The sequence below is a fragment of the Solirubrobacter deserti genome (genome assembly GCF_027587175.1).
Classification (GTDB): Bacteria; Actinomycetota; Thermoleophilia; order Solirubrobacterales; family Solirubrobacteraceae; genus Solirubrobacter; species Solirubrobacter deserti.
The window spans coordinates 52,233-75,417 of the sequence record NZ_JAPCID010000014.1 but is presented as its reverse complement, the minus strand read 5'-3'; the positions used below and the strand labels follow the sequence as shown (position 1 = coordinate 75,417).

25 protein-coding genes are annotated in these 23,185 nt (G+C 72.5%); 10 read left to right on the top strand and 15 right to left on the bottom strand.

Going from position 1 to position 23,185, the window contains the following annotated elements; genetic code table 11:
• Window positions 1-59: 59 nt before the first annotated feature.
• Entirely contained in the window at window positions 60-497 is a 438-nt protein-coding gene (locus OJ962_RS11915; protein ID WP_202956449.1) for a hypothetical protein, read from the top strand.
• Here the strand turns inward: OJ962_RS11915 and OJ962_RS11910 are convergent.
• Genes OJ962_RS11910 through OJ962_RS11900 form a run of 3 tightly spaced genes read right to left on the bottom strand, consistent with a single transcriptional unit; the run spans window position 484 to window position 2,850 of the window.
• The gene (locus OJ962_RS11910) at window positions 484-1,155 is read right to left on the bottom strand and encodes a hypothetical protein (protein ID WP_202956448.1); all 672 of its coding nucleotides are present in this window, start codon (window positions 1,153-1,155) and stop codon (window positions 484-486) included. The genes OJ962_RS11915 and OJ962_RS11910 overlap by 14 nt on opposite strands.
• Window positions 1,152-2,459 (bottom strand): CHAP domain-containing protein, encoded by a 1,308-nt coding sequence (locus OJ962_RS11905; protein WP_202956447.1) that lies wholly within the window; start codon window positions 2,457-2,459, stop codon window positions 1,152-1,154. The genes OJ962_RS11910 and OJ962_RS11905 overlap by 4 nt, the downstream gene beginning before the upstream one ends.
• A 52-nt stretch (window positions 2,460-2,511) precedes the next feature.
• A complete protein-coding gene (locus tag OJ962_RS11900) occupies window positions 2,512-2,850 on the bottom strand; it encodes a hypothetical protein (protein WP_270006357.1) in 339 nt (112 codons plus the stop codon).
• A 30-nt stretch (window positions 2,851-2,880) separates the two neighbouring features.
• On the opposite strand from OJ962_RS11900, the gene OJ962_RS11895 reads away from it, so the two are divergent.
• Both OJ962_RS11895 and OJ962_RS11890 read left to right on the top strand, forming a co-directional pair.
• Window positions 2,881-4,359, top strand: coding sequence for a serine/threonine-protein kinase (locus tag OJ962_RS11895; RefSeq protein ID WP_202956445.1), 1,479 nt, complete (start codon window positions 2,881-2,883; stop codon window positions 4,357-4,359).
• Window positions 4,356-8,708 carry an FtsK/SpoIIIE domain-containing protein gene (locus OJ962_RS11890; RefSeq protein WP_202956444.1) on the top strand — a complete coding sequence of 1,451 codons (4,353 nt, stop codon included), beginning with the start codon at window positions 4,356-4,358 and terminating at the stop codon, window positions 8,706-8,708. Before OJ962_RS11895 ends, OJ962_RS11890 begins: the two co-directional genes overlap by 4 nt.
• Here the strand turns inward: OJ962_RS11890 and OJ962_RS11885 are convergent.
• Genes OJ962_RS11885 through OJ962_RS11865 form a run of 5 tightly spaced genes read right to left on the bottom strand, consistent with a single transcriptional unit; the run spans window position 8,705 to window position 11,695 of the window.
• Entirely contained in the window at window positions 8,705-9,340 is a 636-nt protein-coding gene (locus tag OJ962_RS11885) for a hypothetical protein (protein ID WP_202956443.1), read from the bottom strand. The two genes, OJ962_RS11890 and OJ962_RS11885, sit on opposite strands and share 4 nt — an antisense overlap.
• Window position 9,341: 1 nt before the next feature.
• On the bottom strand, window positions 9,342-9,827 hold the full coding sequence (locus OJ962_RS11880; RefSeq protein WP_202956442.1) for a DcrB/PsbP domain-containing protein: 486 nt from the start codon (window positions 9,825-9,827) through the stop codon (window positions 9,342-9,344).
• Entirely contained in the window at window positions 9,828-10,898 is a 1,071-nt protein-coding gene (locus tag OJ962_RS11875; protein ID WP_202956441.1) for a hypothetical protein, read from the bottom strand.
• Entirely contained in the window at window positions 10,895-11,242 is a 348-nt protein-coding gene (locus OJ962_RS11870; RefSeq protein ID WP_202956440.1) for a WXG100 family type VII secretion target, read from the bottom strand. Before OJ962_RS11870 ends, OJ962_RS11875 begins: the two co-directional genes overlap by 4 nt.
• Before the next feature lie 54 nt (window positions 11,243-11,296).
• A complete protein-coding gene (locus OJ962_RS11865) occupies window positions 11,297-11,695 on the bottom strand; it encodes a WXG100 family type VII secretion target (RefSeq protein ID WP_270006356.1) in 399 nt (132 codons plus the stop codon).
• Window positions 11,696-11,698: 3 nt separating this feature from the next.
• Between OJ962_RS11865 and OJ962_RS11860 the strand changes: the two genes are divergently transcribed.
• From OJ962_RS11860 to OJ962_RS11850, 3 genes are read left to right on the top strand one after another with little or no spacing between them, the layout of a single operon-like run.
• Window positions 11,699-11,950: a hypothetical protein gene (locus tag OJ962_RS11860; RefSeq protein WP_202956438.1), complete on the top strand. Its 252-nt coding sequence runs from the start codon at window positions 11,699-11,701 to the stop codon at window positions 11,948-11,950.
• A gap of 5 nt (window positions 11,951-11,955) precedes the next feature.
• A complete protein-coding gene (locus tag OJ962_RS11855; RefSeq protein WP_202956437.1) occupies window positions 11,956-13,578 on the top strand; it encodes a peptidoglycan-binding protein in 1,623 nt (540 codons plus the stop codon).
• Window positions 13,563-14,048 (top strand): hypothetical protein, encoded by a 486-nt coding sequence (locus tag OJ962_RS11850; protein ID WP_202956436.1) that lies wholly within the window; start codon window positions 13,563-13,565, stop codon window positions 14,046-14,048. The genes OJ962_RS11855 and OJ962_RS11850 overlap by 16 nt, the downstream gene beginning before the upstream one ends.
• A 47-nt stretch (window positions 14,049-14,095) precedes the next feature.
• Here OJ962_RS11850 and OJ962_RS11845 read toward each other — a convergent pair whose 3' ends face one another.
• Genes OJ962_RS11845 through metG form a run of 6 tightly spaced genes read right to left on the bottom strand, consistent with a single transcriptional unit; the run spans window position 14,096 to window position 19,706 of the window.
• On the bottom strand, window positions 14,096-14,323 hold the full coding sequence (locus OJ962_RS11845; protein ID WP_202956435.1) for a hypothetical protein: 228 nt from the start codon (window positions 14,321-14,323) through the stop codon (window positions 14,096-14,098).
• Window positions 14,320-15,882: a bifunctional DedA family/phosphatase PAP2 family protein gene (locus OJ962_RS11840; RefSeq protein WP_202956434.1), complete on the bottom strand. Its 1,563-nt coding sequence runs from the start codon at window positions 15,880-15,882 to the stop codon at window positions 14,320-14,322. Before OJ962_RS11840 ends, OJ962_RS11845 begins: the two co-directional genes overlap by 4 nt.
• Window positions 15,879-16,655, bottom strand: coding sequence for a 4-(cytidine 5'-diphospho)-2-C-methyl-D-erythritol kinase (locus tag OJ962_RS11835; RefSeq protein WP_202956433.1), 777 nt, complete (start codon window positions 16,653-16,655; stop codon window positions 15,879-15,881). The genes OJ962_RS11840 and OJ962_RS11835 overlap by 4 nt, the downstream gene beginning before the upstream one ends.
• Window positions 16,652-17,470 (bottom strand): 16S rRNA (adenine(1518)-N(6)/adenine(1519)-N(6))-dimethyltransferase RsmA, encoded by an 819-nt coding sequence (gene rsmA / locus OJ962_RS11830; protein WP_202956432.1) that lies wholly within the window; start codon window positions 17,468-17,470, stop codon window positions 16,652-16,654. Before rsmA ends, OJ962_RS11835 begins: the two co-directional genes overlap by 4 nt.
• Entirely contained in the window at window positions 17,467-18,210 is a 744-nt protein-coding gene (locus OJ962_RS11825) for a TatD family hydrolase (RefSeq protein ID WP_202956431.1), read from the bottom strand. The genes rsmA and OJ962_RS11825 overlap by 4 nt, the downstream gene beginning before the upstream one ends.
• Window positions 18,207-19,706, bottom strand: a complete 1,500-nt coding sequence (metG, locus tag OJ962_RS11820) for a methionine--tRNA ligase (RefSeq protein ID WP_202956430.1) — start codon at window positions 19,704-19,706, stop codon at window positions 18,207-18,209. Before metG ends, OJ962_RS11825 begins: the two co-directional genes overlap by 4 nt.
• A gap of 71 nt (window positions 19,707-19,777) precedes the next feature.
• Here metG and OJ962_RS11815 point away from each other — a divergent pair, with 71 nt between their 5' ends.
• From OJ962_RS11815 to OJ962_RS11800, 4 genes are read left to right on the top strand one after another with little or no spacing between them, the layout of a single operon-like run.
• A complete protein-coding gene (locus OJ962_RS11815; RefSeq protein ID WP_202956429.1) occupies window positions 19,778-20,248 on the top strand; it encodes a potassium channel family protein in 471 nt (156 codons plus the stop codon).
• A complete protein-coding gene (locus tag OJ962_RS11810) occupies window positions 20,245-20,634 on the top strand; it encodes a hypothetical protein (protein ID WP_202956428.1) in 390 nt (129 codons plus the stop codon). Before OJ962_RS11815 ends, OJ962_RS11810 begins: the two co-directional genes overlap by 4 nt.
• Window positions 20,635-20,640: 6 nt before the next feature.
• The gene (locus OJ962_RS11805; protein WP_202956427.1) at window positions 20,641-21,816 is read left to right on the top strand and encodes a glutathionylspermidine synthase family protein; all 1,176 of its coding nucleotides are present in this window, start codon (window positions 20,641-20,643) and stop codon (window positions 21,814-21,816) included.
• A gap of 17 nt (window positions 21,817-21,833) precedes the next feature.
• Window positions 21,834-22,250 (top strand): DUF350 domain-containing protein, encoded by a 417-nt coding sequence (locus tag OJ962_RS11800; RefSeq protein WP_202956426.1) that lies wholly within the window; start codon window positions 21,834-21,836, stop codon window positions 22,248-22,250.
• On the opposite strand, the gene OJ962_RS11795 is transcribed toward OJ962_RS11800, so the two are convergent.
• The gene (locus tag OJ962_RS11795) at window positions 22,208-23,182 is read right to left on the bottom strand and encodes a ketopantoate reductase family protein (protein WP_202956425.1); all 975 of its coding nucleotides are present in this window, start codon (window positions 23,180-23,182) and stop codon (window positions 22,208-22,210) included. The genes OJ962_RS11800 and OJ962_RS11795 overlap by 43 nt on opposite strands.
• Window positions 23,183-23,185 lie beyond the last annotated feature (3 nt).

The following is a 23,185-nucleotide window of genomic DNA, read 5'->3' as shown; positions in this document are numbered from 1 at the left end:
CTCGTGCTGGCCGGACGTTCGATCAGGTCTGCTCGCCACTGAGCCATACTTCGGTTCGGATGCGCTCGACCGTCACCGCCATCGCCGTGATCGCGACGCTCGCCGTGAGCGCGTTCGCGGCCGCGTACCTCGGCGGCGGCGCGCTCGACCGCGCCCCCGCGGCCCAGGCGGCGGACGCCGACTCCGCCGCGCCGACGCTCGCAGTCGGCGGCGCGGTGCCCGCGCTGCGCACGCCCACGCCGACGCCGTCCCCGACGGCCACCCCCACGCCGACGGCGACGCCCAAGCCGAAGCCCAAGAAGAAGAAGCCGCGGGCGAAGCGGCGCACCACGGTCCAGCGGACGCAGTCGGCGCCGGCGCCGCAGCCGACGGCCGCCCCGCAGGTGACGGCCGTGCCGACGGTCTACAGCGCGCCGCGCCGGCAGACGACCGCGCCGCGGCCGCAGACGTCCAAGCCCAAGCCGAAGCCCACGCCGGCGATCATCATCGAGGACTGAGCGCGGCGCGCAGCTCGTCCGGCGTGGTCGGGCGCAGCGTCACCGTGCGCTGTCCGCGGCCGCGCCAGAGGCCGAGCTCGCCGCCGTCGACCCAGACCTCCTCGCCGACCATGCCGACCGCGAGCGCGGCGTAGAGCAGCGGCGGCGAGGTGTCGTCGCGCGATGCGGTGAGCGCCTTGCGCGTCGTCTCCAACGGCTGGCCCTGCGCCGGCGGACGGTCCTCCGGGATGGCGGCGGCGGCCAGCAGCCGCTCGCGCACGGCCGCGCGTGCGATCAGCGTGTGCCGGTAGATCAGCCCGGGCAACGCCTCCTGCTCGACCGCGACGTTCTCGCGCAGGTAGAACGCGACCCGGCGCTCGCCGCCGCGGGGCTCCCAGCGGTCGAGCACGACCGTCCGCTCCGGCGCGATCAAGGGCGCGAGCAGCGAGGCGTGCGGCTCGGCGAGCGCGAACGACGCCGGCGGGCCCGGCTCCAGCAGGATCGCGCGGCGCGCGACGAGGCCACGCCAGGCGGCGGCGTGCACGGCGCGGCGGGTCTCCGGCGTCATCGGCGCCGGCTCGGGCGCGGCGAGCCCGGGCGCGTCGTCGGCCGCGAGCAGGCGCCCGAGCGCGCTCAGCTCCTCCGCGCCGTAGTCGACCGTGAGCGCGAGGACGTTCAACTGACGCGGATGAACACGACGTTGGCGTCGTCGACGGAGCGCGACGTGTGCGTGACCGCGTCCTGGTAGTTGCCTTCGATGGCCTCGAACGTCCCGCCCGAGACGTCGGTGGCGAGCATGCCGATGTGGCCGTCCTGGCCGAAGTCGGAACCGAAGCCCCAGTCGTAGGCGACGAGGTCGCCGGGCCGCGCTTCGGCCGCGGACACGAGCTCCAGGCCCGCCGTGCCCGCCTGCGCGGCGGCCACCCAGCTGGCGACCGCGGCCCAGTTGCCGTCGGGCATCGAGCGGCCGGACTCCTCGAGCGCCCACGTGACGAAGCTCGCGCACCACGGCGCGTTGTAGGCGCCGGTCGCGTCCTGGAAGACGGACACGCGCGCGCCCGTGTTGTCCCCCGACTCGCGCACGCCGAGTTCGCGCGCCGCGATCCGCAGCGCGTCCCCGCCGCCCCGGCTCGGCTCCTGCGCGGAGCAGTGCTTGACCAGCTCGCGCGCCTGGTCGTAGTGCTGCGCGTAGCGGTCCGGGTAGGCCGAGCGCTCGATCGCCTGCGCCCACGCGCCGAGTGCGACCGGGTCCGAGAGGTCGGCGTCGCGCTCGCCGCCCGCGGTCTCGGCGATCTTGTCGCGCGCCCACGCCGCCTGCGCGTCCGGGTTCTGCACCCACCAGTCGCCGGAGACCTTGGTCTCGGGCGGGACGCCGAACCCCGCAGGCGCGAAGTTCGTCGACGGCCGGATCTGGAAGTACCCGACGCTGTCACGGTCGCCGTAGGACAGGTTCTGGCCGCCCGACTCGGTCAGCGCCGCCATCACGAGCAGCTCGCCGGGCGCGCCGGCCGAGCGCGACTGCGCCGCCAGCCAGCACGCGGCGTCCTGCTGGGACGCCGCGCCGGCCGGGTGCGAGGGCGGCGCGCCGCCGGACGCGCCGAGCGCGTTGGCGAGGTGCGCGGCCCGCCCGCCCGACTGCGGCATCCTCACGCTCGGGATGCGCGGCGTGCGCAGCGGTGGCTCGGGCGGCGGGATCGGGATCGGCACGACGGTGGTCGTGCTCGCGCCGGCCTGGCTGGCCTCGGCGAGCCGCGCCCGCTTGTCCAGGTTCGAACCCGCCCGCACCAGCTCGCCCGCCAACGCGTCGAGGTCGGCCGCGAGTGCGCGGATGCGCCCCGCGTAGCGCCCGACAAGGTCCGGCGGCATGCTCGGCAGCCCGTCCGAGGCGAGCCGGGACGCGGACCGCCGGTGCTCGCCGGCGACATCGCGCAACGCCGACGCCGCCCGCAGAACGCTGGACGGTTCGATGGAGATCCGCGTCATCGACGTCCCGCGGGATGGGCGGGCGCCGGGAGGCGCGCGGGCGCGGCGCCGCTCACGACTTGCCGGCCGCCCCCGCGGCCGCGGCGCGGGCCGCCGACTCGGCGGCCTCCGCTTCCTCCAGCGCGCGCTGGCGGCGTTGGGCGGCTTCGAGCTCCTCGGCGTCGCGCGAGAGCGCGCCCGCCAACGCGCGCAGCTCGGCCGCGATGCCCGTCGCGCGCGCGGCGGCGGAGCGCGCTTCGGCCTTCGCGCGCGCGGCCGCGGGACCCTCGAAGTGCGCGCCGGTGACGGCCGCCGCGCCACGGGCGCCCGCGTCGGCGATCCGCCCCGCGATGGCGCGCCAGGCCGCGGCCTGGGCCTGCATTGCTGCGGGGTCGCCGACAAGCTCGATCATCGTCACTCCAACGTACCCTTTCCAGGGTCGATGCTCCAAACGGGATCCCTGATCGGGAACTACCAGATCGAAGCGCTGCTGGGCCAGGGAGGCATGGGCGTGGTCTATGAGGCCATCCAGCTCTCGCTGCACCGCCGGGTCGCGCTGAAGGTGATCACCCCGGAGCTCTCGCGCAACGATCGCTTCCAGGAGCGGTTCCGGCGCGAGGCGCGCAGCCAGGCCGCGCTCGATCACCCGCACGTGGTGACCGTGCACGACTTCGGGGACGCCGACGGCCAGCTGTACATCTCGATGCAGCTGATCAAGGGCCCGAGCCTGAAGGACCTGATCACGCGCGGGGAGCTCGACCTGCACCGCGTCATCCGCATCCTGCGGCCGATCGCGGACGCGCTGGACGCCGCGCACGACGCCGGGATGATCCACCGCGACTTCAAGCCGCAGAACATCCTGATCGGCAGCCGCGACCACGCCTACCTGGCGGACTTCGGCCTCACGCAGGCGCTCGGGCAGCCGGGTCTCACGCGCACGGGCCAGTTCGTGGGCACGCTCGACTACATCGCGCCCGAGCAGATCCACGGCAGGCCCGCGACGCGCCGCAGCGACGTCTACGCGTTCGGCGCCGTGCTGTTCGAGTGCCTGACCGGCCGTGTCCCCTACGAGCGCGAGTCGGACGCCGCGATCCTGTTCGCCCACGTCTCCGAGCCGCCTCCGCGCCCGAGCGAGGTCCGCCCCGACGTCCCGCGCCAGGTGGACGACGTCCTGGCCCACGCGATGGCCAAGGACCCGGAGCAACGCGTCGACTCGGCGACCGCCGTGATGGACGAGCTGGAAGCCGCGACCGGCGCGGGAACCCGCCTGCCCCCGCCACCGCCGACCGAGATCGCGCGCCGGACCTCGACGGGCGAGCGCCCGCAGGAGCGCAGCGCGTCGACTACGTTCGGCGGCCGGCTGATCCAGCCGCAGGCGGGCCAGACGCTCGTCGACCGGCCGCCTTCGGCATCGCAGGTCGGCCCGCGCCCGACCGAGCGGCGCTCCTACCGCAAGCCGATCACGATCACCCTCGCGGTGGTCATCACCGCGGCCGCCGCCGGCTCCGGCTTCGCGCTCTCCGATCGCGGGCCGTCGACGCAGGAGCGCGCCCACGTGCGCTACGTCGAGGCCGTCGACGACACCGTGGACCGGCTCGGCCTGACCTACCGGGCCGAGCGCCGGGCGCTCGCCGACGCGGCCACGGTCCCCGACCAGATCGACGCGGTGGGCCGGCTCGAGCGAACGTTCGAGCAGGCGAGCGACGACCTGGAGGCGATCAAGGCGCCGCCCGCGGACGCCGCCCGACACCGGCGGCTCGTCCAGCGCGTCGACCAGCTCGCCACCCGCTTCGGCACGATGCGCCAGGCCGCGGAGACGAACAAGAAGGGCATCTACGACCGGACGGCCGAATCCATCGGCCGCTCCGAGGCCGCGCTCCAGAAGGAGATCGACGCGCTGCGCGGGGCGCTCATCCAATGAGCGGCACCCGCACCGTCCTGCACGTGCGCGCCCGGCTCGGCGCCGACCGCGCGCACGACCTCGTGGCCGAGATCGCGCCCAGCGTCACCGTCGGCGCGTTCGCGGACGCCATCGCCACGAAGCTCGGTGCGCCGCTCGCCCAGGCCGTCACGCTCGAGCGCACCGGCACCACGCTGCGCGCCGACGAGCGTCTGCTCGCGGCCGGCGTCCGCAACGGCGACACGCTGACGCTCGGCCACGCGCCCGCGCGCCGGCCCGACACCGGCAACGCGCGCTTCGACCTGGTCGTCGTCGGCGGCCCGGCCGCCGGCAAGATCGTCTCGCTGCCCGCCGGCACGTTCATGGTCGGCCGCGACGAGGCCTGCGACGTCACGCTCGCCGACCCTTCGATGTCGCGCCAGCACCTGCGCGTGAAGGTCCTGCCCGACGCGGTCACGGTCGTCGACCCCGGCTCGGGCAACGGCACGTTCGTCAGAGACACTCCGCTGCGCCACCACGAGCCCTACACGCTCACCAACGGCGAGCGCCTGCGGCTCGCCCGCAGCCTGATCACGATCCGCCCGAGCCGCCCGCGTCAGGACGCGCTCGGCGACGACGGCGCCGGCAACGTCGCGTTCAACCGCCCGCCGCGCGTCCCGCGCCGCTGGCAGCCGCAGCGCTTTCAGCTGCCCGCCCCGCCCGGCAAGCCGACCAAGGCGCGGCTGCCGCTCGCCGCCAGCCTCGCGCCGCTGCTGATGGGCGCGGTCATGTACCTGGTGACCAAGAGCCCGCTGATGCTGCTGTTCATGGCGCTCACGCCGGTGCTCGCGATCTGGACCTACATCGAGGACCGCCGCGGCGGCAGGAAGGCCAGCGCGGAGGAGCGCACGCGCTGGGAGGGCGAGCTGGCCAAGCTCTCCGAGCAGCTGGCGACCGCGGCGGCCGAGGAGGAGCACGAGCGCAACGCCGCCGCGCCCGACGCCGGCGAGCTCATCCACCGCGCCGTCTCCCACACCGCCGACCTGTGGGAGCGCCGCCCGTCGGATCCCGACTTCCTGCACCTGCGCGTCGGCACCGCCGACCAGCGCGCCCGCTACGAGGTCGCGGTCGACATGGGCGGCGAGGAGGAGCTGCGCCGCAAGGCGCAGACCGTCGAGGAGCAGCACCGCACCATCCCCGCGGCGCCCGTGCTGGTCGCGATCCCGGAGGCCGGCGCCGTCGGCCTCGGCGGCTCGCCCGCGGGCGTCACCGCGCTCACGCGCTGGCTGCTGGCCCAGGCCGTGACGCTGCACAGCCCGCGCGAGATGATGGTCGCCGCCGCCGTGCGCGAGGAGCTCGTCCCCGAGCTGGGCTGGATCAAGTGGACGCCGCACACGCGCCCGCAGGGGTCCCCGCTCGAGGGCGAGCCGCTCGCGGTCGGCCCCGTCGAGGCGCGCCGGCTCGTGGAAGAGGTGATCGCGCTGCAGCGCCGCCGCCGCGCGGAGGCCGAGCGGATGGGCGCGGGCCCGCCGCGCCGCGGCCTGTTCGTGCTGCTCGTGCTCGACGAGCGCGTCGCGCCCGAGCGCAGCCTGATCGCCGAGCTGCTCGGCGCCACGGGCAAGCACGACGTGGGTGTGCTCTGGCTCGGCCGCGAGATGCGCGAGCTGCCCGGCGAGTGCCGCGTCACCATCGAGCACGACCCGCTGCTCGCGAGCGTCGTGGTCACCGACGCCCGCACCGGCGGCGTGCTGGAGGACGTCACGGTCGACGGCCTCAGCCGCGCCAGCGCGCGCGAGATCGCGCTCGCGCTCGCGCCCGTGCGCGACACCAGCACGAGCGGCGTGCGCGGCGGCATCCCGTCACGCGTGACCCTGCTCGAGCTGCTCGGCCAGTCCGAGCACACGCCGGAGGACGTCGTCGAGCGCTGGCGCGCCGACGCCAGGCGTAAGCTCGCCGCCCCGCTGGGCGCCACCGGCGACGAGCACCTCGTGGTCGACCTGCGAACGGACGGCCCGCACGCGCTGATTGGCGGCACCACCGGCGCGGGCAAGTCCGAGCTGCTGCAGACGCTCGTCGCCTCGCTCGCGCTCGCGCACCCGCCGAACCGGCTCACGTTCCTGCTCGTGGACTACAAGGGCGGCGCCGCGTTTAAGGAGTGCGTCGGGCTCCCTCACACCGTCGGCTTCGTCACCGACTTGGACACGCACCTCACCCAGCGCGCGCTCACGTCCCTGAACGCCGAGCTCAAGCGCCGCGAGCACGTGCTCAAGGACGCGGGCGCCAAGGACCTGATCGACATGGAGCGCCGCTCCAGCGACGCGCCGCCGAGCCTCGTGATCGTGATCGACGAGTTCGCGACGCTGGCCAAGGAGGTGCCGGAGTTCGTCGAGGGCGTCGTCGACGTGGCTCAGCGCGGCCGCTCGCTCGGCGTGCACCTCGTGCTCGCGACGCAGCGCCCGGGCGGCGTCGTGTCCGAGAACATCCGCGCCAACGTGAACCTGCGGATCGCGCTGCGCATGGCCGCCGCGACCGAGTCCGCGGACGTCGTCGGCGTCGGCGACGCGGCCCGCATCCCGCGCACCACGCCCGGCCGCGCGCTCGCCCGCGTGGGCGCGGCCGAGCTGCAGGAGTTCCAGGCCGCCTACGTCGGCGGCATCACGGCCGCGGCGGACTCGGCGCCCGCGATCGAGCTGCGCGACTTCGGCTTCGGCCGCGCCGCCGACGACGGCGCGCAGCCGAGCCGCCCCTCGAGCGCGTTCGGCACCGTCTCCACCGACCTCGAGGAGCTCGTGAAGGCGGTCAACGTCGCCGCCGAGCGCGAGGAGATCCCGCGCCAGCGGTCTCCGTGGCTGCCGGCGCTGGAGCCGATCATCCCGCTGGAGTCGCTGCCCCCGAGCGCCGATCCCGTCGTGACGTTCGGCGTCATCGACGAGCCCGCGCGACAGCGCCGCATCCCGCTCACGCACGACTTCGAGAACGACGGCTCACTGCTCGTCTACGGCGCCAGCGGCGCGGGCAAGACGGCGCTGCTGCGCACGATCGCGCTCGCCCTGGCCGGCCAGACCGGCCCGGACCGCCTGCACCTCTACGGGCTCGACTTCGCCACGCGCGGCCTCACGTCGCTGGAGGCGCTGCCGCACTGCGGCGGCGTCGTCCTCGGCGAGGACGAGGAGCGCGTGACGCGGCTGGTCAGCACGATCCGCAAGACGCTCGCCGCCCGCCGTGAGCGCTTCGCGGCGCGCGGCGCGTTCACGCTCAGCGAGTACAACCGCGCCGTCCCCGAGCACGAGACGCTGCCGCGGATCGTGATCCTGTTCGACGGCTACGCGGGCTTCTTCGCCGCCTTCGAGCGCATCAACCTCGGCGAGATGGTGGACCTGCTGCCGCGCCTGGTCGCCGACAGCCGCCCGCTCGGCGTGCACTTCGTGATCACGGCCGAGCGGCGCGCGACGATCTCCGGCCAGCTCAGCGGCATCGTGCCGACCAAGGTCGTGCTGCGGATGGCCGACCCGGACGAGTACGGCTCGCTCGGGCTGGACATGCGGGCGACCAAGGACGTGGCGCTTCCCGCGGGCCGCGGCTTCGTGCGCGGCGCGATGGAGGCCCAGATCGCGCTCGTCGGCGACGACCCGTCCGGTGAGGGCCAGCTGGCCGCGATCAACCGCGCGGCCCGCGCGCTCCGGGACCGCCACGGCGAAGGCCACGTGCCGCCGATCGCGCCGCTGCCGGCGTCCGTCTCGCGCGACGAGCTCCCGCCCGCCTCCCATCTGCGGCCGGTCCTCGGCCTCGGCGACGAGGACCTCGACAGCGTCGCCGTCGACCTCGCCGACGCGCACTTCCTCGTCGCCGGCCCGTACCGCTCGGGCCGCTCGACGACGCTGGAGACGATCGCCCGCTCGCTGCTCGACGGCGACCCGGGCACGGCGGTGCATCTGCTCGCCCCGCGTCGCAGCCCGCTGCCCACCGCGGACGTCGGCTGGACGTCGGTCGCCCGCGGCGTCGAGGCCTGTGACGCCAAGGCGGCCGAGCTCGCGGCGCTCGCCGCGGACATGGACGAGGGCGACCGGCCGCTCGTGGTCGTGATCGACGACGGCGACGAGCTGGCCGAGACGCTCGGCTCCTCCGCGCTGGAGACGCTCGTGCGGCGCGGGCGGGACGCGCCGGTGCGGATCGTCGCCGCCGCGGAGACCCAGGCCGTGCTGCGCGCCTACGGCGGCTGGCTGCGCGAGCTGCGCAAGGACGAGCACGGGCTGCTGCTCGATCCCGACCTGGACGTCGACGGCGACCTGCTCGGCGTCCGCCTGCCGCGGCGCACGAACGCGGTCTTCCCGCCCGGCCGCGGCTACTACGTGTGGCGCGGCGCGCTGGAGCTGGTCCAGGTCGCCACTTAGCCGAACAGCTCGTCCAGGACCGCCGCGCGACCCGTCGGCGTCAGCGCGTCGTCCTCGATCACGAGCACCGGGCCGTCACCGCGGTCCAGCCACTCGAGCTCGACGCCCTCGGCGCCTTCGCCGACCACCGTCAGCCGCGACGCGCGCGCGATCAGGGACGGGTCCTCGCGCAGCGCCTCCGCGTCGAACGGCTCCGGCGCGCCGACGCTCGTGTCGTCCCCGGTCAACCCGAGAAACGCTCCCACCCGCTCACGCACGTCGTCCTCGACGAGGCTCAGCGCGTAGTCCGAGAACGAGGTGCGGATCAACTCGACGGCGAACCCGTCGCCGCCCCACCAGGCCGCGGCGCCCAGCTCCTCGGCGCTCGCGAACTCGGCGCTGATGCTCCATGTCGCGTCGGGAAGCGTCTCCAGCAGCGGGTCCAGCCAGGACGCGGGCACGAACTTGTCGTCCGCGCCGTAGGCGCCGAGCTCACGCGCCACCAGCGAGCGTGCGGCCGTGCCGATCAGCAGCCGCATCGCCGGTGCGTCGTCAGGGTCCACGGGCAGCGGCTCGAGCCCCGGCACCACGTCGAGCTCGTACGCTCCGGCCAGAAAGTGCAGTTCCTCGGCGGTGAGCAGGACCCCGGTCACGTCAGTCGAGGAAGGTGAAGCTGCGGGCGATGTCGAGGAAAACGCCCGCATAGGTCTCCGTGTCGCGACCGAGGCACGTGCCGTCGATGTGGAACAGGTCGCGGGTCTTGGTGCGCCCGCCGGGCGGGCTGAAGAGCAGGACCTGCAGCTGCAGCAACCGGTCCGGGACGCCCTCGACCGTGAAGCTCTGGTAGCGCAGCGAGGCCGGCTGCCCGCCGATCTCGTCGACCTTCTCGCGCTCGACGCGGAAGTCCGCGAACGCCGCGGCATCCGCGAGCGTGTCCTGCGCCGCCTGCTCGAGGTCCACGGACGCGTCGACGCGGTCGGCGCTCACGAGCAGGTTGGTGCGAAAGCCGGTGGCGGCCGGGTCGAAGAACACGGCGAGGCAGTCCGGTGCCTCGTCGGCGCGCCAGCCGTCGGGCAGCTCGAGCTCGAAGGCCGCGAACGGCGGGATCTCAGCACTCGGGTGGCGGAAACGCTGACTCATCTAGAAGATCCCCAACTTGTCCAAGCCGTCGCCGATGGCGTCGATGCCCTTGTCCGCGACGCCCGCGACGTCCTTGACCGCCTTCTCGGCGTCCACCTCGACCTCGACCGCGACGTTGCCGCCGATACCGAGCGTCGCGCCGATGTGCACCTTGGCCTTCATCTTCTTGCCCACGGAGAAGTCGGCCTCGGCCTGGACGCCCGCGCCGTAGCTGACGCCCGCCTGCGCCTTGCTCTGGACGCCCGCCGGAAGCTGGACCTTGCCGGAGACGTGCGCCTCGCCGCCGACGAACGCGCGGCCACCGGCGCGGCCGGCGACGCCGTCCCGGCCGACCTTGGCCTCGACCTCGCCCTTGGCGTTGGCCCCGATCGAGCCGCCGATCTCCCCCTGCAGCGGCCCGTCGCCGCCGAAGCGGCGGGTGGCGCGCACGAGGTTCGCGGCGACCGACGCCTCCGCGGCCGCGCGGACGCCGTCTGGGCCGATCTTGGCGCCGGCCTTGTACTCGCCTGCGACCTCGCCGAGCGCGACCTCGTGGTTGCTGCCCTTGCCGCCCCAGCGCTTGGCCGCGATCGAGCCGCCGTCGCCGACGTAGATGCCCAGGTCGCGGCTCACCCGGTTGCCCGAGTTGATGTTGCGCCGGAAGTCCCGGAGCTGGCTCTTGGTCAGCGGCTGCTGGCCGCGCGCGAGGCTCCGCCCTTCCCACGTCCCCGGGCTGAGCTTCCATCCGTGGCGCCAGCCGGGCCAGTTGCGGCCGCCGATCTTGCGCGTGCTGCGCCAGAAGGAGCGGCCGCCGAACACCGGCCCCATGAAGCTGCCCTGGTTGGCGAGCACGGCCTTGTGCGCCCGCCGGTCGAGGTCTCCGGCCGCGCTGCGGATGCTGGAGGCGCCGCGCAGCAGCTGGTCGCCGGCCGTGCGCAGCCGCAGCTCGATCTCCCAGCGCTCGCCCGGCGGCATCTCCGGGATGGCCGCGCACGAGACCTGGCTGCTCAGGGCCTGCAGCTCGCCGGCCGCGGTGCGCATGCGGCCCGCGGCGGAGCGGACGGAGCCGGGATCGATGACGATGCGCGTCACAGCTTGTTGCGTTGCGCCTCGCGGCGGCGCTCGTCCGCGTCCATGCGCCGCATCCGCTCGAGCTTGCGCTCCCGCTCGCGCTGGTCGTGCTCGACCTTGCGTGCGATGCCTTCGAGCCGGGTCGCGATCGACTCGAGCTCGGCGGCGACCGAGCGCGCGCTCCCGCGCCAGGAGCCGGCGCCGGCCCGGAACTCGGTGGCCGCGGGGCCTTGGAAGGTCATGCAGTCCACGGCGCCGCGCACGTCAGCCTCGACGGTGCTGACCTGGCGCGCCTGGGACCGGACGCGGGCGGCGAAGGCGCGAATCGCGGCCGGGTCGCCGGGAACGGGAGCGAGAGGATGCATCCAGCGGTGATGCGGCGGCCCGTGGGCGCGGGCCGCCGGTTCCTTGCTCGGGCGCTACGAGCCCGCCTGCGTGAGGGCGGTGTGGCGGCGCGCGATCTCGCCGGAGGCCTCGCGGAGAGCCTGCTCGAGCTGGCGCAGCGTGGGCTGAAAGGTGCTCTCCCACTCGCTTCGGAAGCGGTCAGCCGCCGGGCCCTTCCACCACGTCGAGCCCATCTGGCTGCCGATGCTCGACGTCAACTGCGAGACGTTCACGGCTTCCTGATCGAACTTCTTGCGCAGTGCGTCCAACTGGCCCATCTCGGCGCCGATTTGGCCCGACATGCTCCGTCTCCCTTCGCCGCTTTCACCAATGCGTACGCGGGCCAGCTTACCGGCAAATCGCTTCGACAAAAGCCGATTGGTCTGTGTTACGGTCCGGGCGTGGCAAAGGGCGTGCCGGTGGGCGATGTGCACGGAATGCGGAGGCTCGCTGACCAGCTCGTGGCGATGGGTCGCCAGGTCGGGCAGGCCGCCCACCAGATGAACACGCGCGTGACGGACCTGCCGTACGAAGGGCCGGCCGCGCAGCGGCTGCGCCACTGGGCCAACGATCAGCAGGTGCAGGCGGCGCAGACCAAGGGCAAGCTCGACGAGCTCGCCCACTACCTGCGCCGCGAGGCCCAGGCACTCGAAGAGGCACAGCGGCTCGCCGTCCCGGCAAAGCGGTGAGCTCGATGCCGACGCAAGCGCAGCTGCGCAGCGAGTACGAGAACGCGGCGGCCATCGGCCTGCGCCGGGCGTGTCAGGAGGCCGAGGAGCGCTACGACCTGCCCCGCGGGCTGATGCTCGCGATCGCCTCGCGCGAGACGAACATGCGCAACATCAACGGCGACGGCGGGCACGGCCGCGGCGTGTTCCAGATCGACGACCGCTACCACCAGGACTTCCTGCGCAAGCACGGCTCGCCACCGCCGGTGGACGCCTCCGCGATGTACGCCGCCTCGCTGATCGCGAGCAACATGAAGTACGCGAAGGAGCAGGGCGTCCCGGAGAAGGACCGGCTGCGCGTGGCCGTGGCGGGCTACAACGCCGGCATGGGCGGCGCGCTGGCGGGCTACCGCTCCGGCGCCGTGGACTCGCGCACCACCGGGGACAACTACTCCTCCGACGTCCTCGCCCGGCGCAAGGCGATCGTCTCGTTCCTGCCGACGGCGATGGTGGGGATCACGGTCGGCGCCGGCGTCGCGATCGGCTTCGACCCGCCCGGCGAAGACGGCGACCGCAAGCTTCCGGGACCGGTCTCCGACGACGAGAAGGGCGCCAAGAACGGCGGCCGGGGGCGCCTCGTCAACGAGGGCGCCAAGCGCGGCCCGATGATCGTCCTGGACCCGGACAAGATGCGCTCCGCCGCCAGCCTGCTGGCCCGCACCAGCAACGAGCTCGACCGGGACGCGCAGCTGATCAAGACGCAGGCCAGCAAGGTGACGCTGCCGCCGCAGGTCCGGACCAACGTGCTCGCCGAGATCGCGGCGATCCAGTACCGGATGCGTGCGCTGGGCAACGGCGCCGAGGACCAGGCCGAGGACCTGCGCAAGCGCGCGAACCGCATCGACGAGCCCGCGGGCGCTTCACGGCGCAGTGCCGGCAAGGCCAAGCTCGCGCGCAAGCCGGTGCTCGCGCGCGGCGCGACGGGCGCGACGGTCAAGACGCTCCAGCGGCTGCTGAACCGGCTCGGGTTCGGGCCGCTGGCTGTCGACGGCATCTTCGGCCCGCTCACCCAGGCCGCGGTGCAGCGCTTCCAGCGGGCCAAGAAGCTCGACAGCGACGGCGTCGTCGGGCAGAAGACGTGGGCGGCGTTGCTCGGCCAGCCCGTGCCCAAGCCGGTCACCCGCCCGAGCGGCGACGCGCCGGCGGCCGGCAAGGGCTTCGGCGCCTCGCTGGTGAAGATCGCGCGCGGCCAGCGGGGCTACGACGAGTACGGCAACAACGGCAACAAGTTCAGCGCCTGGGCCAACCGGCCGGCCGAGCCGTGGTGCGCGGACTTCGTCTCCTGGACCTACGCGCAGGCGGGCAAGCCGGTGGGCCCGAACGGCAAGGGCTACGCGGCCGTCTCGCAGTGGATCGACTACTTCAAGGCCCGCGGCGACTGGCACACCGCGCCGCGGATCGGCGCCGCCGTCATGTTCGACTGGAAGAACGGCGGCGTCACCAGCGATCACATCGGGATCGTGACCCGGATCGAGGGCCACAGCGTCTACTACATCTCGGGCAACACGAGCGGGAGCGGCGGCACCGGCGTGTACGAGAAGTCCGTACCGCTGGCCAACGTCACGGGCTACGGGTGGCCGCCGCAGTGAGCGAGCAGACGGTCACGCGCGAGGAGTTCGCCGCGCTCGCGCTCGAGCCGACGTACGTCTTCCGGATCGAGCGCAGCGCGATGGACGTCGTCGCCGCGATGAGCTTCTACGTGGACCTGCCGCGCCAGAGCGCGCTGCGCGTGGTGGCCGAGGCCGACGACACGTACACGCTGCTCGAGCAGCCGGTGGCCGACGTCATCTACTCCGGGCTGATCGAGGCGCTGGGCATCTGGCCCGACACGCATCCGGAGCTGGACGCGGACGCGACGCCGCCCGATCTCGAAGCCGCCGTGGAGACGACGCTGGTCGTCCTGCGCCACACCGACGAGGGCATCGAGGAGCACGAGCTCACCTGGTATGACGCCGACGAAGAGGGCGTCTGGCTGCCGGGCGAGGACGACCTGCAGCCGACGAGCGACTACGCGCTCTACCAGGCGCTACCGCTGATGCTCGCGTTCGAACACCGGTGAGCAAGGTCGGATGATCGGGGTGGGGCGGAGGGGATGCCCCCCTGCTTCTACAACTCGACTCTGTCGCTGAAGTACCACAGCGCCGCGAGCCCGACGCCGGTGCCGGCGAGCACGAACGCGGCGAGGATGTAGACGCTGAGCACGGTCGCGACGATCCGATCGCGCAGGCGCCAGTAGGACTTCCACGCGGGGATGACCACCAGCACGAGCCAGGCCACGAGGCTGACGAGCGCGGCGGCGCCGATGATGATGTAGGTCTTCTCGCTGTCGCTCATTGGCTGGGCACATTGTGGCGGACGCGCCCGGCGAACAACGCGAACGTGCCCACGATCGCCCAGATCGCGATCGCCAGGGCCGCGCCGCCGAGCACGTCGGTGAGGAAGTGCGCCCGCAGGTAGATCCGCGTCACGCCGACGATCACGGCCAGGATGACCACCACCGTGACGAGCGCGATGCGGACCGCCCAGCCGACGCCGGCGCGCACGAGGACGGTCGCCAGCGCGATCAGCCCGATCGCGTACGCGGTGTGGCCCGAGGGGAACGCCTGGTTGAACGTGTCCGTGAACGCCTCGGCGGGCCGGTCGCGGTCGTAGGCCGTCTTGGTGGAGTGGACGGCGCCCCACACGGCGAGCCAGCCCACGACGAGCGCCACGGCGTCGATCCAGCGGCGCTTGACCGCGGCGAACCCCGCCGTCGCGAGCGTCAGCGCGGCGGTGACGGGCGAGGAGCCGATCTCGGTCACGACCCGCGCGACATCCACCAGCGTCTCGCTGCGCAGGCGTTCGGCGAGGTCGGCCGCCATGCGGTCGATGCGCGGCTCGGGGTTGTTGAGGATCGCGTCGCCGATCAGGAAGAAGCTGAACGAGCCGGCCAGCGCGAACGTCAGCAGCGTCGTGAGCTCGAGGCCGAGGTTGCCGGGCGTGACGCGGTCGGCGGTGAAGCGCGCGGCGACGTCCGCGACCCTCGCCGCCGGGCTGAGCAGCATGTGCCACAGCGGGCGCGCGACCTTCGCGACGTGCTTCCAGCCCGGCTCTTGGTCGTGCTCGGAGATGAACTCGCGGACCTTCGCGCGGGCCTCCGGGCTGCGCCGCAGGTGAACCAGCGCGACGATCCCGCCGATCACGACCACGGTCGTGCCGAGCGCGAACAGCCCGCGCGACACGTAGGTCGTGAGCTGGTCGATCGACCGCCAGAACAGGAAGCCGAGCGTGCAGAACAGGATCGACCACAGGCCCGCGGCGAGCACGTCGTACGGGAGGAAGCGCCGGATCGGCATCCGCGACGCGCCCGCCGTGAACGGGATCAGCGGGCGCACGAGGCCGAGGAAGCGACCGAAGACGATGAAGATCGCACCGCGCTTGTCGAGGAACGACTCCACCGTCTGCAGGCGCTCCTCGGTGATCTTCAGCCGCTCGCCGTGCGTGAGCAGCCACTGGCGGCCGAGCCGGCGGCCGAGCTCGAACGCGGTCAGGTCGCCCAGCACGCAGCACACCCACACGATCCCGATCAGTGCCAGCAGCGAGATCTCGCCCTGGCCGGCGACCAGCCCACCGACGATCACGGCCGTCTCGCCCGGCGCGACGAACCCGAGGAACGCGCCCGTCTCCAGGAACGCCAGCAGGCCGACGGCCAGATAGGTCCACTTGCCCAGCGCGCGGCCGGCGTCCTCGAGGATGTGCTCGAAGTTCGGCAGCTCGATCACGCCGAGGCCGACCAGGCACGCGCCGACGATCGCGACCACCTCGGCGACCTGCACCCAGCGGTGCTGCTTGTGGCGGCGGATGATCAGCCAGCCGGCGAGCGCCGCGGCCGCGAGCAGCCAGGTGAACTTCACGCGGCCACCGCACGCGGGTACGTGCGCTGCAGGAAGGCGAGGGCCTCCGGGTCGGCGCTGATCCCGAACACCGTCGGGCCGGATCCGGTGACCATCGCGTGCTCGGCGCCGACCGCGCGCAGGGCGTCCAGCGCCGGGTCGATCAGCGGGCACAGACGGCGCGCGGCGGGCTCCAGGTCGTTGACGTACTCGAACGTCCCGTCGCGCAACGCGGCCGCGGCGGCTTCGAGCTCTTCCGGCGTCCGCGGCCGGTCGTGCGCGTCGAACTCGCGGTACACCTCACCCGCGCCGAGCGCGGCGCCGAGCGGCACGACGATCAGCGGCGGCTTGTTCCCGGGCAACGGCTCCACAAACTCCCCCGCTCCGGTCATCAGCGCGCGCTGCGCGTGCAGCATCACGGTCACGTCGGCGCCGAGCCGCATCGGCACGTCGTCGGGGACGGGGATGCCACTCGCTTCGCTGATCAGCCTCAGCGCGGCCGCCGCGTCGCTCGACCCACCCGCCATGCCCGCCGCGATCGGGATCCGCTTGGTGATCTCGATCCGCAGCGGCGGCCCGTCCCACCCCGTCGCCGCGCGGAACTCCCGCAGCGCCCGCAACGCGAGGTTCTCGCCGTCGACGCCCGCGCAGATCACCTCGTCGCGCTCCCCGGGCGACGTCGTCAACTCGTCGGCCAGGTCCGTCGGCTGCACCAGCGAGACCAGCGGGTGCAGGCCATCGGGACGGGGCGCGCCGATCAGCAGGCACAGGTTGACCTTCCCCGGCGCCCTCACCGCAGGCGCTCCCACAGCGCACGCCACTCCGGCGGCGACAGCGACTCGGCGCGCGCGTCGGCGGGCTTCCCGATCGCCTCCAGGGCGGCGCGGGCGCGGTCACGCTCGTCCTTGCCGCCGCCCGAGAGCTCCAGCGACTTCGCGAGCGCCTTGCGGCGGTGCTTGAAGCCACGCTGCACGAGCGTCCGCAGCGACGCGGGCGGGGCGGGCGAATGGCGCTCCAGCACCACCAGCACGGAGTCGACGTTCGGCACCGGGTGGAACACGTTGCGCGGGATCTTGCGGCCGACGCGCACGTCGCACGCGAGCTGGGCGAGCACGGACGGGACGCCGTACGCGGGCGTGGAGGCGGACGCGGCGAAGCGCTCGCCCACCTCCTTCTGCACCATCGCCACCCACGTGGTGACGCTCGCCAGCTCGGTCGTGCGCAGGATCACGGTCGCGGCCACGCCGTACGGCAGGTTGGCGACGACCTTCGTGGGAGCGGGCTCCAGTGCATCGAGGTCGAGCTTGACCGCGTCGGCTAAATGCAAGCTGGTGTTGTCGTACGGGTCCAGCGCGTCGCGCAGCGCCGGCTCCAGGCCACGGTCGAGCTCCACGACGTGCACGTGCGCGACCCGCTCGGCCAGGTACTCGCTCAGCACGCCGAGCCCGCCGCCCACCTCGAGCACGACGTCGGACTCGTCGAGCTCGGCCAGACGCCCGATGACGTCGAGGATGTTCGAGTCGACGAGGAAGTTCTGGCCCAGGTCACGGTTCGGCCGCACGCCGAACTCGCGCATGCGCCGGATGGAGGGCTGAGAAGGCTGAGTCACCAGCCGAAGAGCTTGGCAGCGTTCGCCTCGACGGCGGCTTCCAGCTCTTCGTAGGCGATCCCGCGACGCTCGGCGATGAAGCGCGCGGTGTGGGTGACGTACGCCGGCCGGTTGCGCTCCTTGCGCACGGCCTGCGGCGTCAGGTACGGGGCGTCGGTCTCGACCAGCAGCCGGTCCAGCGGCACCTTCTCCGCGGCCTCGGCCAGGTCGCTCGCCTTCGGGTAGGTCACGTTGCCGGCGAACGAGATCCACCAGCCATGGTCCAGGCACTCCTGGAGCCGGTCCGCCATCGAGAAGCAGTGCAGGATGACCTCGAGCTCCGCGGCGTCGCGGGCCAGGGTGGAGATCGTGTCCTCGTCGGCCGCGCGCGTGTGGATGACCAGCGGCTTGCCGACCTCGCGCGCGAGCGCGATCTGGTCCGCGAACGCGCGCTCCTGGTCTCCCCGCGGTGCGTAGTCGCGGAAGTCGTCCAGCCCGGTCTCGCCGATCGCGCGCACCTTCGGGTGGTCGGCGAGCGCGCGCAACCACTCGATCCCCGCGTAGTCGGTGGTGTAGTTCGGGTGCAGCCCGACGGCGCAGAAGACGTCCTCGTGCGCCTCGGCCGCCCGCACCGCCGCGCCGCAGGACTCCTCGTCGGTCCCGATCGTGAGGATGCGGTTCACGCCGACCGCCCGCGCAGCCTCGACCCACTCGGCCGCGACCGCGGGGTCGGCGTGCAGGTGCGTGTGGCTGTCGATCATTCCGGCTTCGGGAACAGCGGAGCGACCTTCTCGACCGGCTGCCCGCCGGGGTGCGCGCCGTAGCGGGCGCCCTCCAGGTCGGTGTCCGGCGTGCCGAGCGCGGCCAGCAGCTTCTCCGTGGACTCCGGGATGTAGGGCACGAGCAGGACCGTCACCACGCGCAGGCCCTCGGCGAGCGAGCGCAGGACGACCTGCAGCCGCTCGGCCTGCGTCTCGTCCTTGGCCAGCTGCCACGGCTGCGTCTCCTCGACGTAGCGGTTCAGCCGCCGCACGCGCTGCCAGATGCGGTCCAGCGCCTGCGTGACCTCCGCCTTGTCCAGCAGCGCCTTGACCTCGTCCAGCAGGCCTTCGAAGTCGCTCGCGAGCAGCGGGTCCAGCTCCGCCGTGGGCGCCGCGCCGTCGCAGTAGCGCGCGACCATGTTCGTCGCGCGGCTGGCGAGGTTGCCGAAGTCGTTGGCGAGCTCGCTCGTGTAGCGCTCCTCGAACCCGCCCGTGGAGACCGAGCCGTCCTGCCCGAACGAGACCTCGCGGAAGCAGTAGTAGCGCAGCGCATCGGTGCCGAAGCGATCGATGACCTCGAACGGATCGAGCACGTTGCCGAGCGACTTGGACATCTTCTCGCCGTTGAGCAGCAGGAAGCCGTGGATGAAGATCTCGCGCGGCACCTCGATGTCCGCCGCCATCAGCATCGCGGGCCAGAAGACGGCGTGGAACTTCAGGATGTCCTTGCCGATGATGTGGAACGCTGGCCAGAACGTGTCGGTGAGGTCCTCGCCCTCGCGCGCGAAGGACAAGGCCGTGTAGTAGTTCAGCAGCGCGTCGAACCAGACGTAGAAGACGTGGCCCTCGTCCCACGGCACCTCGACGCCCCACGTGAGCTTGGAGCGCGAGAGCGAGACGTCGTTGAGCCCGCCCTGGATGAACGACAGCGCCTCGTTGTAGCGCGAGCGCGGCGCCACGAAGCCCGGCCGGTCCGCGTACAACGCCTCCAGGCGCTCCTGGAAGGCCGAGAGCTTGAAGAACCAGTTCTCCTCGCTCTGGTGCTCGAGCGGGATCTTGTGGATCGGGCACGTCTGGTCGGGCCCGATCTCCTGCTCGGTCTTGAAATCCGCGCAGCGCGGGCAGTACAGGCCCTCGTAGGCGCCCTTGTACGTGAAGCCGTTGTCGTGGATGCGCTGCATCACGTCCTGGACGCGCCGCTTGTGGCGCGGGTCGGACGTGCGGATGAAGAAGTCGTTGGTGGTGTTCAGGCGCGGGCCGAGCGCGAGGAAGCGCTCGGCGTTCTTGTCCGCGAGCTCCTTCGGCGTCATCCCGAGCTTCTCGGCCGCCTGCGCGACGGGCTCGCCGTGCTCGTCCGTGCCCGTGAGGAAGAAGACCTCCTCCCCGCGCTGGCGCATGTGGCGGGCCAGGATGTCGGCGCCGATCGTGGTGTACGCGTGACCCAGATGGGGCGCCGCGTTGACGTAGTAGATCGGCGTCGTGACGTAGTAGGCCATCGCGCCCGGAGACGTTAGCGGGACTCGTACCGCATGCAGACCGCCGCGACTCTCGTTAGCCTTGCGTCTCCTTGAGCCGCATCCTGCGCTTCATCGCACAGTTTCCCGGACGGGCCTGCCTGTACCTGCTGGTGTCCACCGTCATCCTCGGCGGGGGGTTCTTCAGCCTCGTCGAGAACGATCCCCCCGACAACCCCGTCGACTGGATCGACGGCATGTGGTGGGCGATCGTCACGCTCACCACGGTGGGGTACGGCGACTTCGCGCCGGATTCGATCGCCGGCCGCTGGGTCGCGATGTTCGTGATGGCGGGCGGGCTCGGCTCCGTCGCCATCCTCACCGGCCTGCTCGCGGACGAGATCCGCGAGGCCCGGATACACGGGCGTGACGAAACTCCTGAGCTCGACGACGATATTGAGCACGTGATGGCCATCCTTGAAGCGGAGATGGACAAGCTCCGCGCGCGGGTATCGCACCCCGAGGTGGTCGAAGCCTTGCGTCGCATCCACGCCAACGAGGCCTCCAAGGAAGAGATGAAGTGACCCCAGAACGCCGACGCCTCCGTTCCCGCGCCGTCCCGCTGCTGGCCGTGCCCGTCCTCGCGATCGCGTTCGCCGCCTGCGGCGACGACGAGGAGAGCGCGTACTGCGTCGACGAGAACGACCAGATCGTCGAGAACCGCTACTGCGACGACGAGGCCTACGCCGGCAACGGCGGAGGCGGCGGCGCGTTCTTCTGGTTCTACGGCGGCAGCCCCGTCAGCGGCAGCCGCTACACCACGGGTACCAAGCTCAAGGGCGGCGAGCGCGTCTCGGCCTCCAACGTCGCGGAGAACGCGCGCCGCGGCGGCTTCGGCTCCTCCAGCCGCGGCACCAGCGCGAGCGGCGTCGGGCGCTCGGTCGCCTCCTCCCGCTCCTCCGGAGGCTGAGCCGCGGTGTACCGGATCGAGGTTGAGCCTCGCCAGGGCTGGCCGACGATCATCGAGCAGCAGGGCCTCATCTACTGGAAGACCGAGCTGCCGGACGGGTCGATGATGCCCTACTGGCACGAGTCGAACGCGTACACGCTCACCAGCGACGAGGTCTACGAGATGGAGGCGAGCGTGCGCCTCCTGATGGAGATGCTCGTCGAGGCCGGTGACTACATCATCGAGAGCAACCTGTTCTCGGAGCTGGGCATCCCCGGCTGGGCGGTCCCGCGCATCAAGGAGACGTGGGAGTCCGAGCCGCCGATGGTCTACGGGCGCTTCGACTTCGCCTACGGCGAGGACGGCTTCAAGATGCTCGAGTACAACGCGGACACGCCGACCGCGTTGGTGGAGACGGCGATCCAGTGGCACTGGGTGCAGGACGTCTACGGCGCGGGCGGCGACCAGTGGAACATGGTCCACGAGCTGCTGGTCCAGCGCTGGAAGGAGCTGCTGCCGCGGCTGCCGGGCGACCGCGTGCACTTCGTCCACACCAGCGCGGAGAAGTCCGGCGAGGACTTCATGACCGCGGCCTACATGGTCGAGGTCGCGCGCGAGGCCGGGTTCACGTGCGAGCTGCTGCCGATCGAGCAGATGGGCCTACACCAGCACGTCGGCTTCGTGGACCGCGAAGGGCGCTCGATGCGCAGCATCTTCAAGCTCTACCCGTGGGAGTGGCTCGTCCACGAGGAGTTCGCGGAGGCCGCCCTGAACCGGATGGGCGACGAGCAGAACCAGACGCTGTGGATCGAGCCGATCTGGAAGATGATGTGGTCCAACAAGGGCATCCTGCCGGTGCTGTGGCGCCTGTACCCGGACCACCCGAACCTGCTTCCCGCGTTCTTCGAGGGCGAGGAGCACAAGCTCTCCAGCTACGTGAAGAAGCCGCTGCTCGCGCGAGAGGGCGCGAACTCGGTGATCGTGATCGACGGCGACGAAGCGGACCGCGGCCCTGACCAGGGCTACGGCGAGGAGGGCTTCGTCGTCCAGCAGTACACCGACCTCGGCGACTACGACGGCAATCACCCCGTGTTGGGCGTGTGGACCGTCGACATGGAGCCGGCAGGGCTCGGCATCCGCGAGTCGAACGGGCTCGTCACGAACAACCTGTCGCGGTTCGTTCCGCACGTAATAGATGACTGAGAGAGGGAGCGCCATCCGTGTTTGAGCTCGTCCTGCAGACCCTCGCCTACTCCGGCGTCGGCCTCGCCGTCCTGTTGGTCGGGTTCATCGCACTCGACCTGCTCACGCCAGGGCATCTCGGCAGCCACGTCATGGAGGGCAACCGAGGCGCCGGGCTGATCGCCGCCACCGGCCTCGTGTCGCTCGGCCTGATCCTGTGGTTCTCGATCTACTTCACGGGCGCGGGCTGGGACGGCCTGGTCGACGCCGGCGTCTTCGGGCTCGTCGGCGTGATCACGCAGGCCATCGGCTTCCTCGCGCTCGACATGCTGATCCCGGGCAAGCTGGCCGATCACTGCTTCGACGGCGCCACCGAGCGGGTGCACCCGGCGGCCTACGTGACCGCCGGCATTCAGCTGTCGGCCGCGCTCGTGATCTGCGCGGCGCTGACGTAGGCGAGATAGTCAGGGCTGGGAGCGCGCTCGCCGCGCTCCATCGAGTGCACGAGCTCGACGACCTTGTCGTTGCACGGGGTCGGGAGGTTCAGCTCCCGGCCCTTGGCCGCCACGCCGCCGTTGACGACGTCGACCTCGGTCTCGCGGCCGGCGTCGAGGTCCTGCAGCATCGAGGGCCGCACGTTGGCCATGTGCTCCATCATGCGCGCCAGGCCCTCGGGGCTGAACTCGTACGCGTGGACGCCGTGCATCTCGCCGAGCTCCAGCCCTTGCGCGCGGGCCACCCGCACGCCCTCCTCCCACAGCGCGAACACGGCGTCCGGACCCTGCTCGGCGACGCCGCCGTAGCGCAGGCCGGAGATGGCCGAGAGCCCGGTGAAGGTCGAGTTGACCTGCAGCTTGGTCCAGATCATGCCGCGCACGTTGTCGGTCACACGCGTGTGGCCGAGCGGCTGCAACGCTTCGGCCAGCGCCCGCGCGCGGTCGGTGATCGCCCCGTCGAGCTCGCCGACCACGTATCCGCCCTCGGAGTCGCGGACCAGTTCGCCCGGGCCGACGTTGGATCCGCCCCACTCGACGAGGCAGGCGAGCAGGTTGCCCTTCCCGACGATGGCCTCCACCCGGTCCTGGATGAGCCCGTTGCCGAGCGTGACGAACGCGCCGATGCCGCCGCGCTCCACCAGCGGCGGGATCACCGTGGCGTGCAGCGGGGACTTGACGGCGATCAGCGCGAAGTCGAACTCGCCCTCCAGCGCTTGGATCGTGGTGACCGCGCGCAGGGGCTGCGGGTCGGCGCCGTTGATGACGAGGCCGGGGTCGTTGAGCTTGGCCGCGTGCACCTCGTTGGCGTCGAGCACGACGACGTCGGCGGCCGCTCCCGCGGCGGTGATGCCGCCGATCGCGCCACCGCCGACCACCAGGATCCTGGGCATGCC

What these genes read in the sequence shown, in the direction of transcription:
- OJ962_RS11795 (WP_202956425.1), bottom strand. Translation starts at nt 23,182, where the DNA reads ATGCCCAGGATCCTGGTGGTCGGCGGTGGCGCGATCGGCGGCATCACC.
- OJ962_RS11855 (WP_202956437.1), top strand. Translation starts at nt 11,956, where the DNA reads ATGCCGACGCAAGCGCAGCTGCGCAGCGAGTACGAGAACGCGGCGGCC.
- OJ962_RS11905 (WP_202956447.1), bottom strand. Translation starts at nt 2,459, where the DNA reads ATGACGCGGATCTCCATCGAACCGTCCAGCGTTCTGCGGGCGGCGTCG.
- OJ962_RS11900 (WP_270006357.1), bottom strand. Translation starts at nt 2,850, where the DNA reads ATGATCGAGCTTGTCGGCGACCCCGCAGCAATGCAGGCCCAGGCCGCG.
- metG (WP_202956430.1), bottom strand. Translation starts at nt 19,706, where the DNA reads ATGGCCTACTACGTCACGACGCCGATCTACTACGTCAACGCGGCGCCC.
- OJ962_RS11890 (WP_202956444.1), top strand. Translation starts at nt 4,356, where the DNA reads ATGAGCGGCACCCGCACCGTCCTGCACGTGCGCGCCCGGCTCGGCGCC.
- OJ962_RS11825 (WP_202956431.1), bottom strand. Translation starts at nt 18,210, where the DNA reads ATGATCGACAGCCACACGCACCTGCACGCCGACCCCGCGGTCGCGGCC.
- OJ962_RS11845 (WP_202956435.1), bottom strand. Translation starts at nt 14,323, where the DNA reads ATGAGCGACAGCGAGAAGACCTACATCATCATCGGCGCCGCCGCGCTC.
- OJ962_RS11880 (WP_202956442.1), bottom strand. Translation starts at nt 9,827, where the DNA reads ATGAGTCAGCGTTTCCGCCACCCGAGTGCTGAGATCCCGCCGTTCGCG.
- OJ962_RS11860 (WP_202956438.1), top strand. Translation starts at nt 11,699, where the DNA reads ATGCGGAGGCTCGCTGACCAGCTCGTGGCGATGGGTCGCCAGGTCGGG.
- OJ962_RS11870 (WP_202956440.1), bottom strand. Translation starts at nt 11,242, where the DNA reads ATGCATCCTCTCGCTCCCGTTCCCGGCGACCCGGCCGCGATTCGCGCC.
- OJ962_RS11915 (WP_202956449.1), top strand. Translation starts at nt 60, where the DNA reads ATGCGCTCGACCGTCACCGCCATCGCCGTGATCGCGACGCTCGCCGTG.
- OJ962_RS11895 (WP_202956445.1), top strand. Translation starts at nt 2,881, where the DNA reads ATGCTCCAAACGGGATCCCTGATCGGGAACTACCAGATCGAAGCGCTG.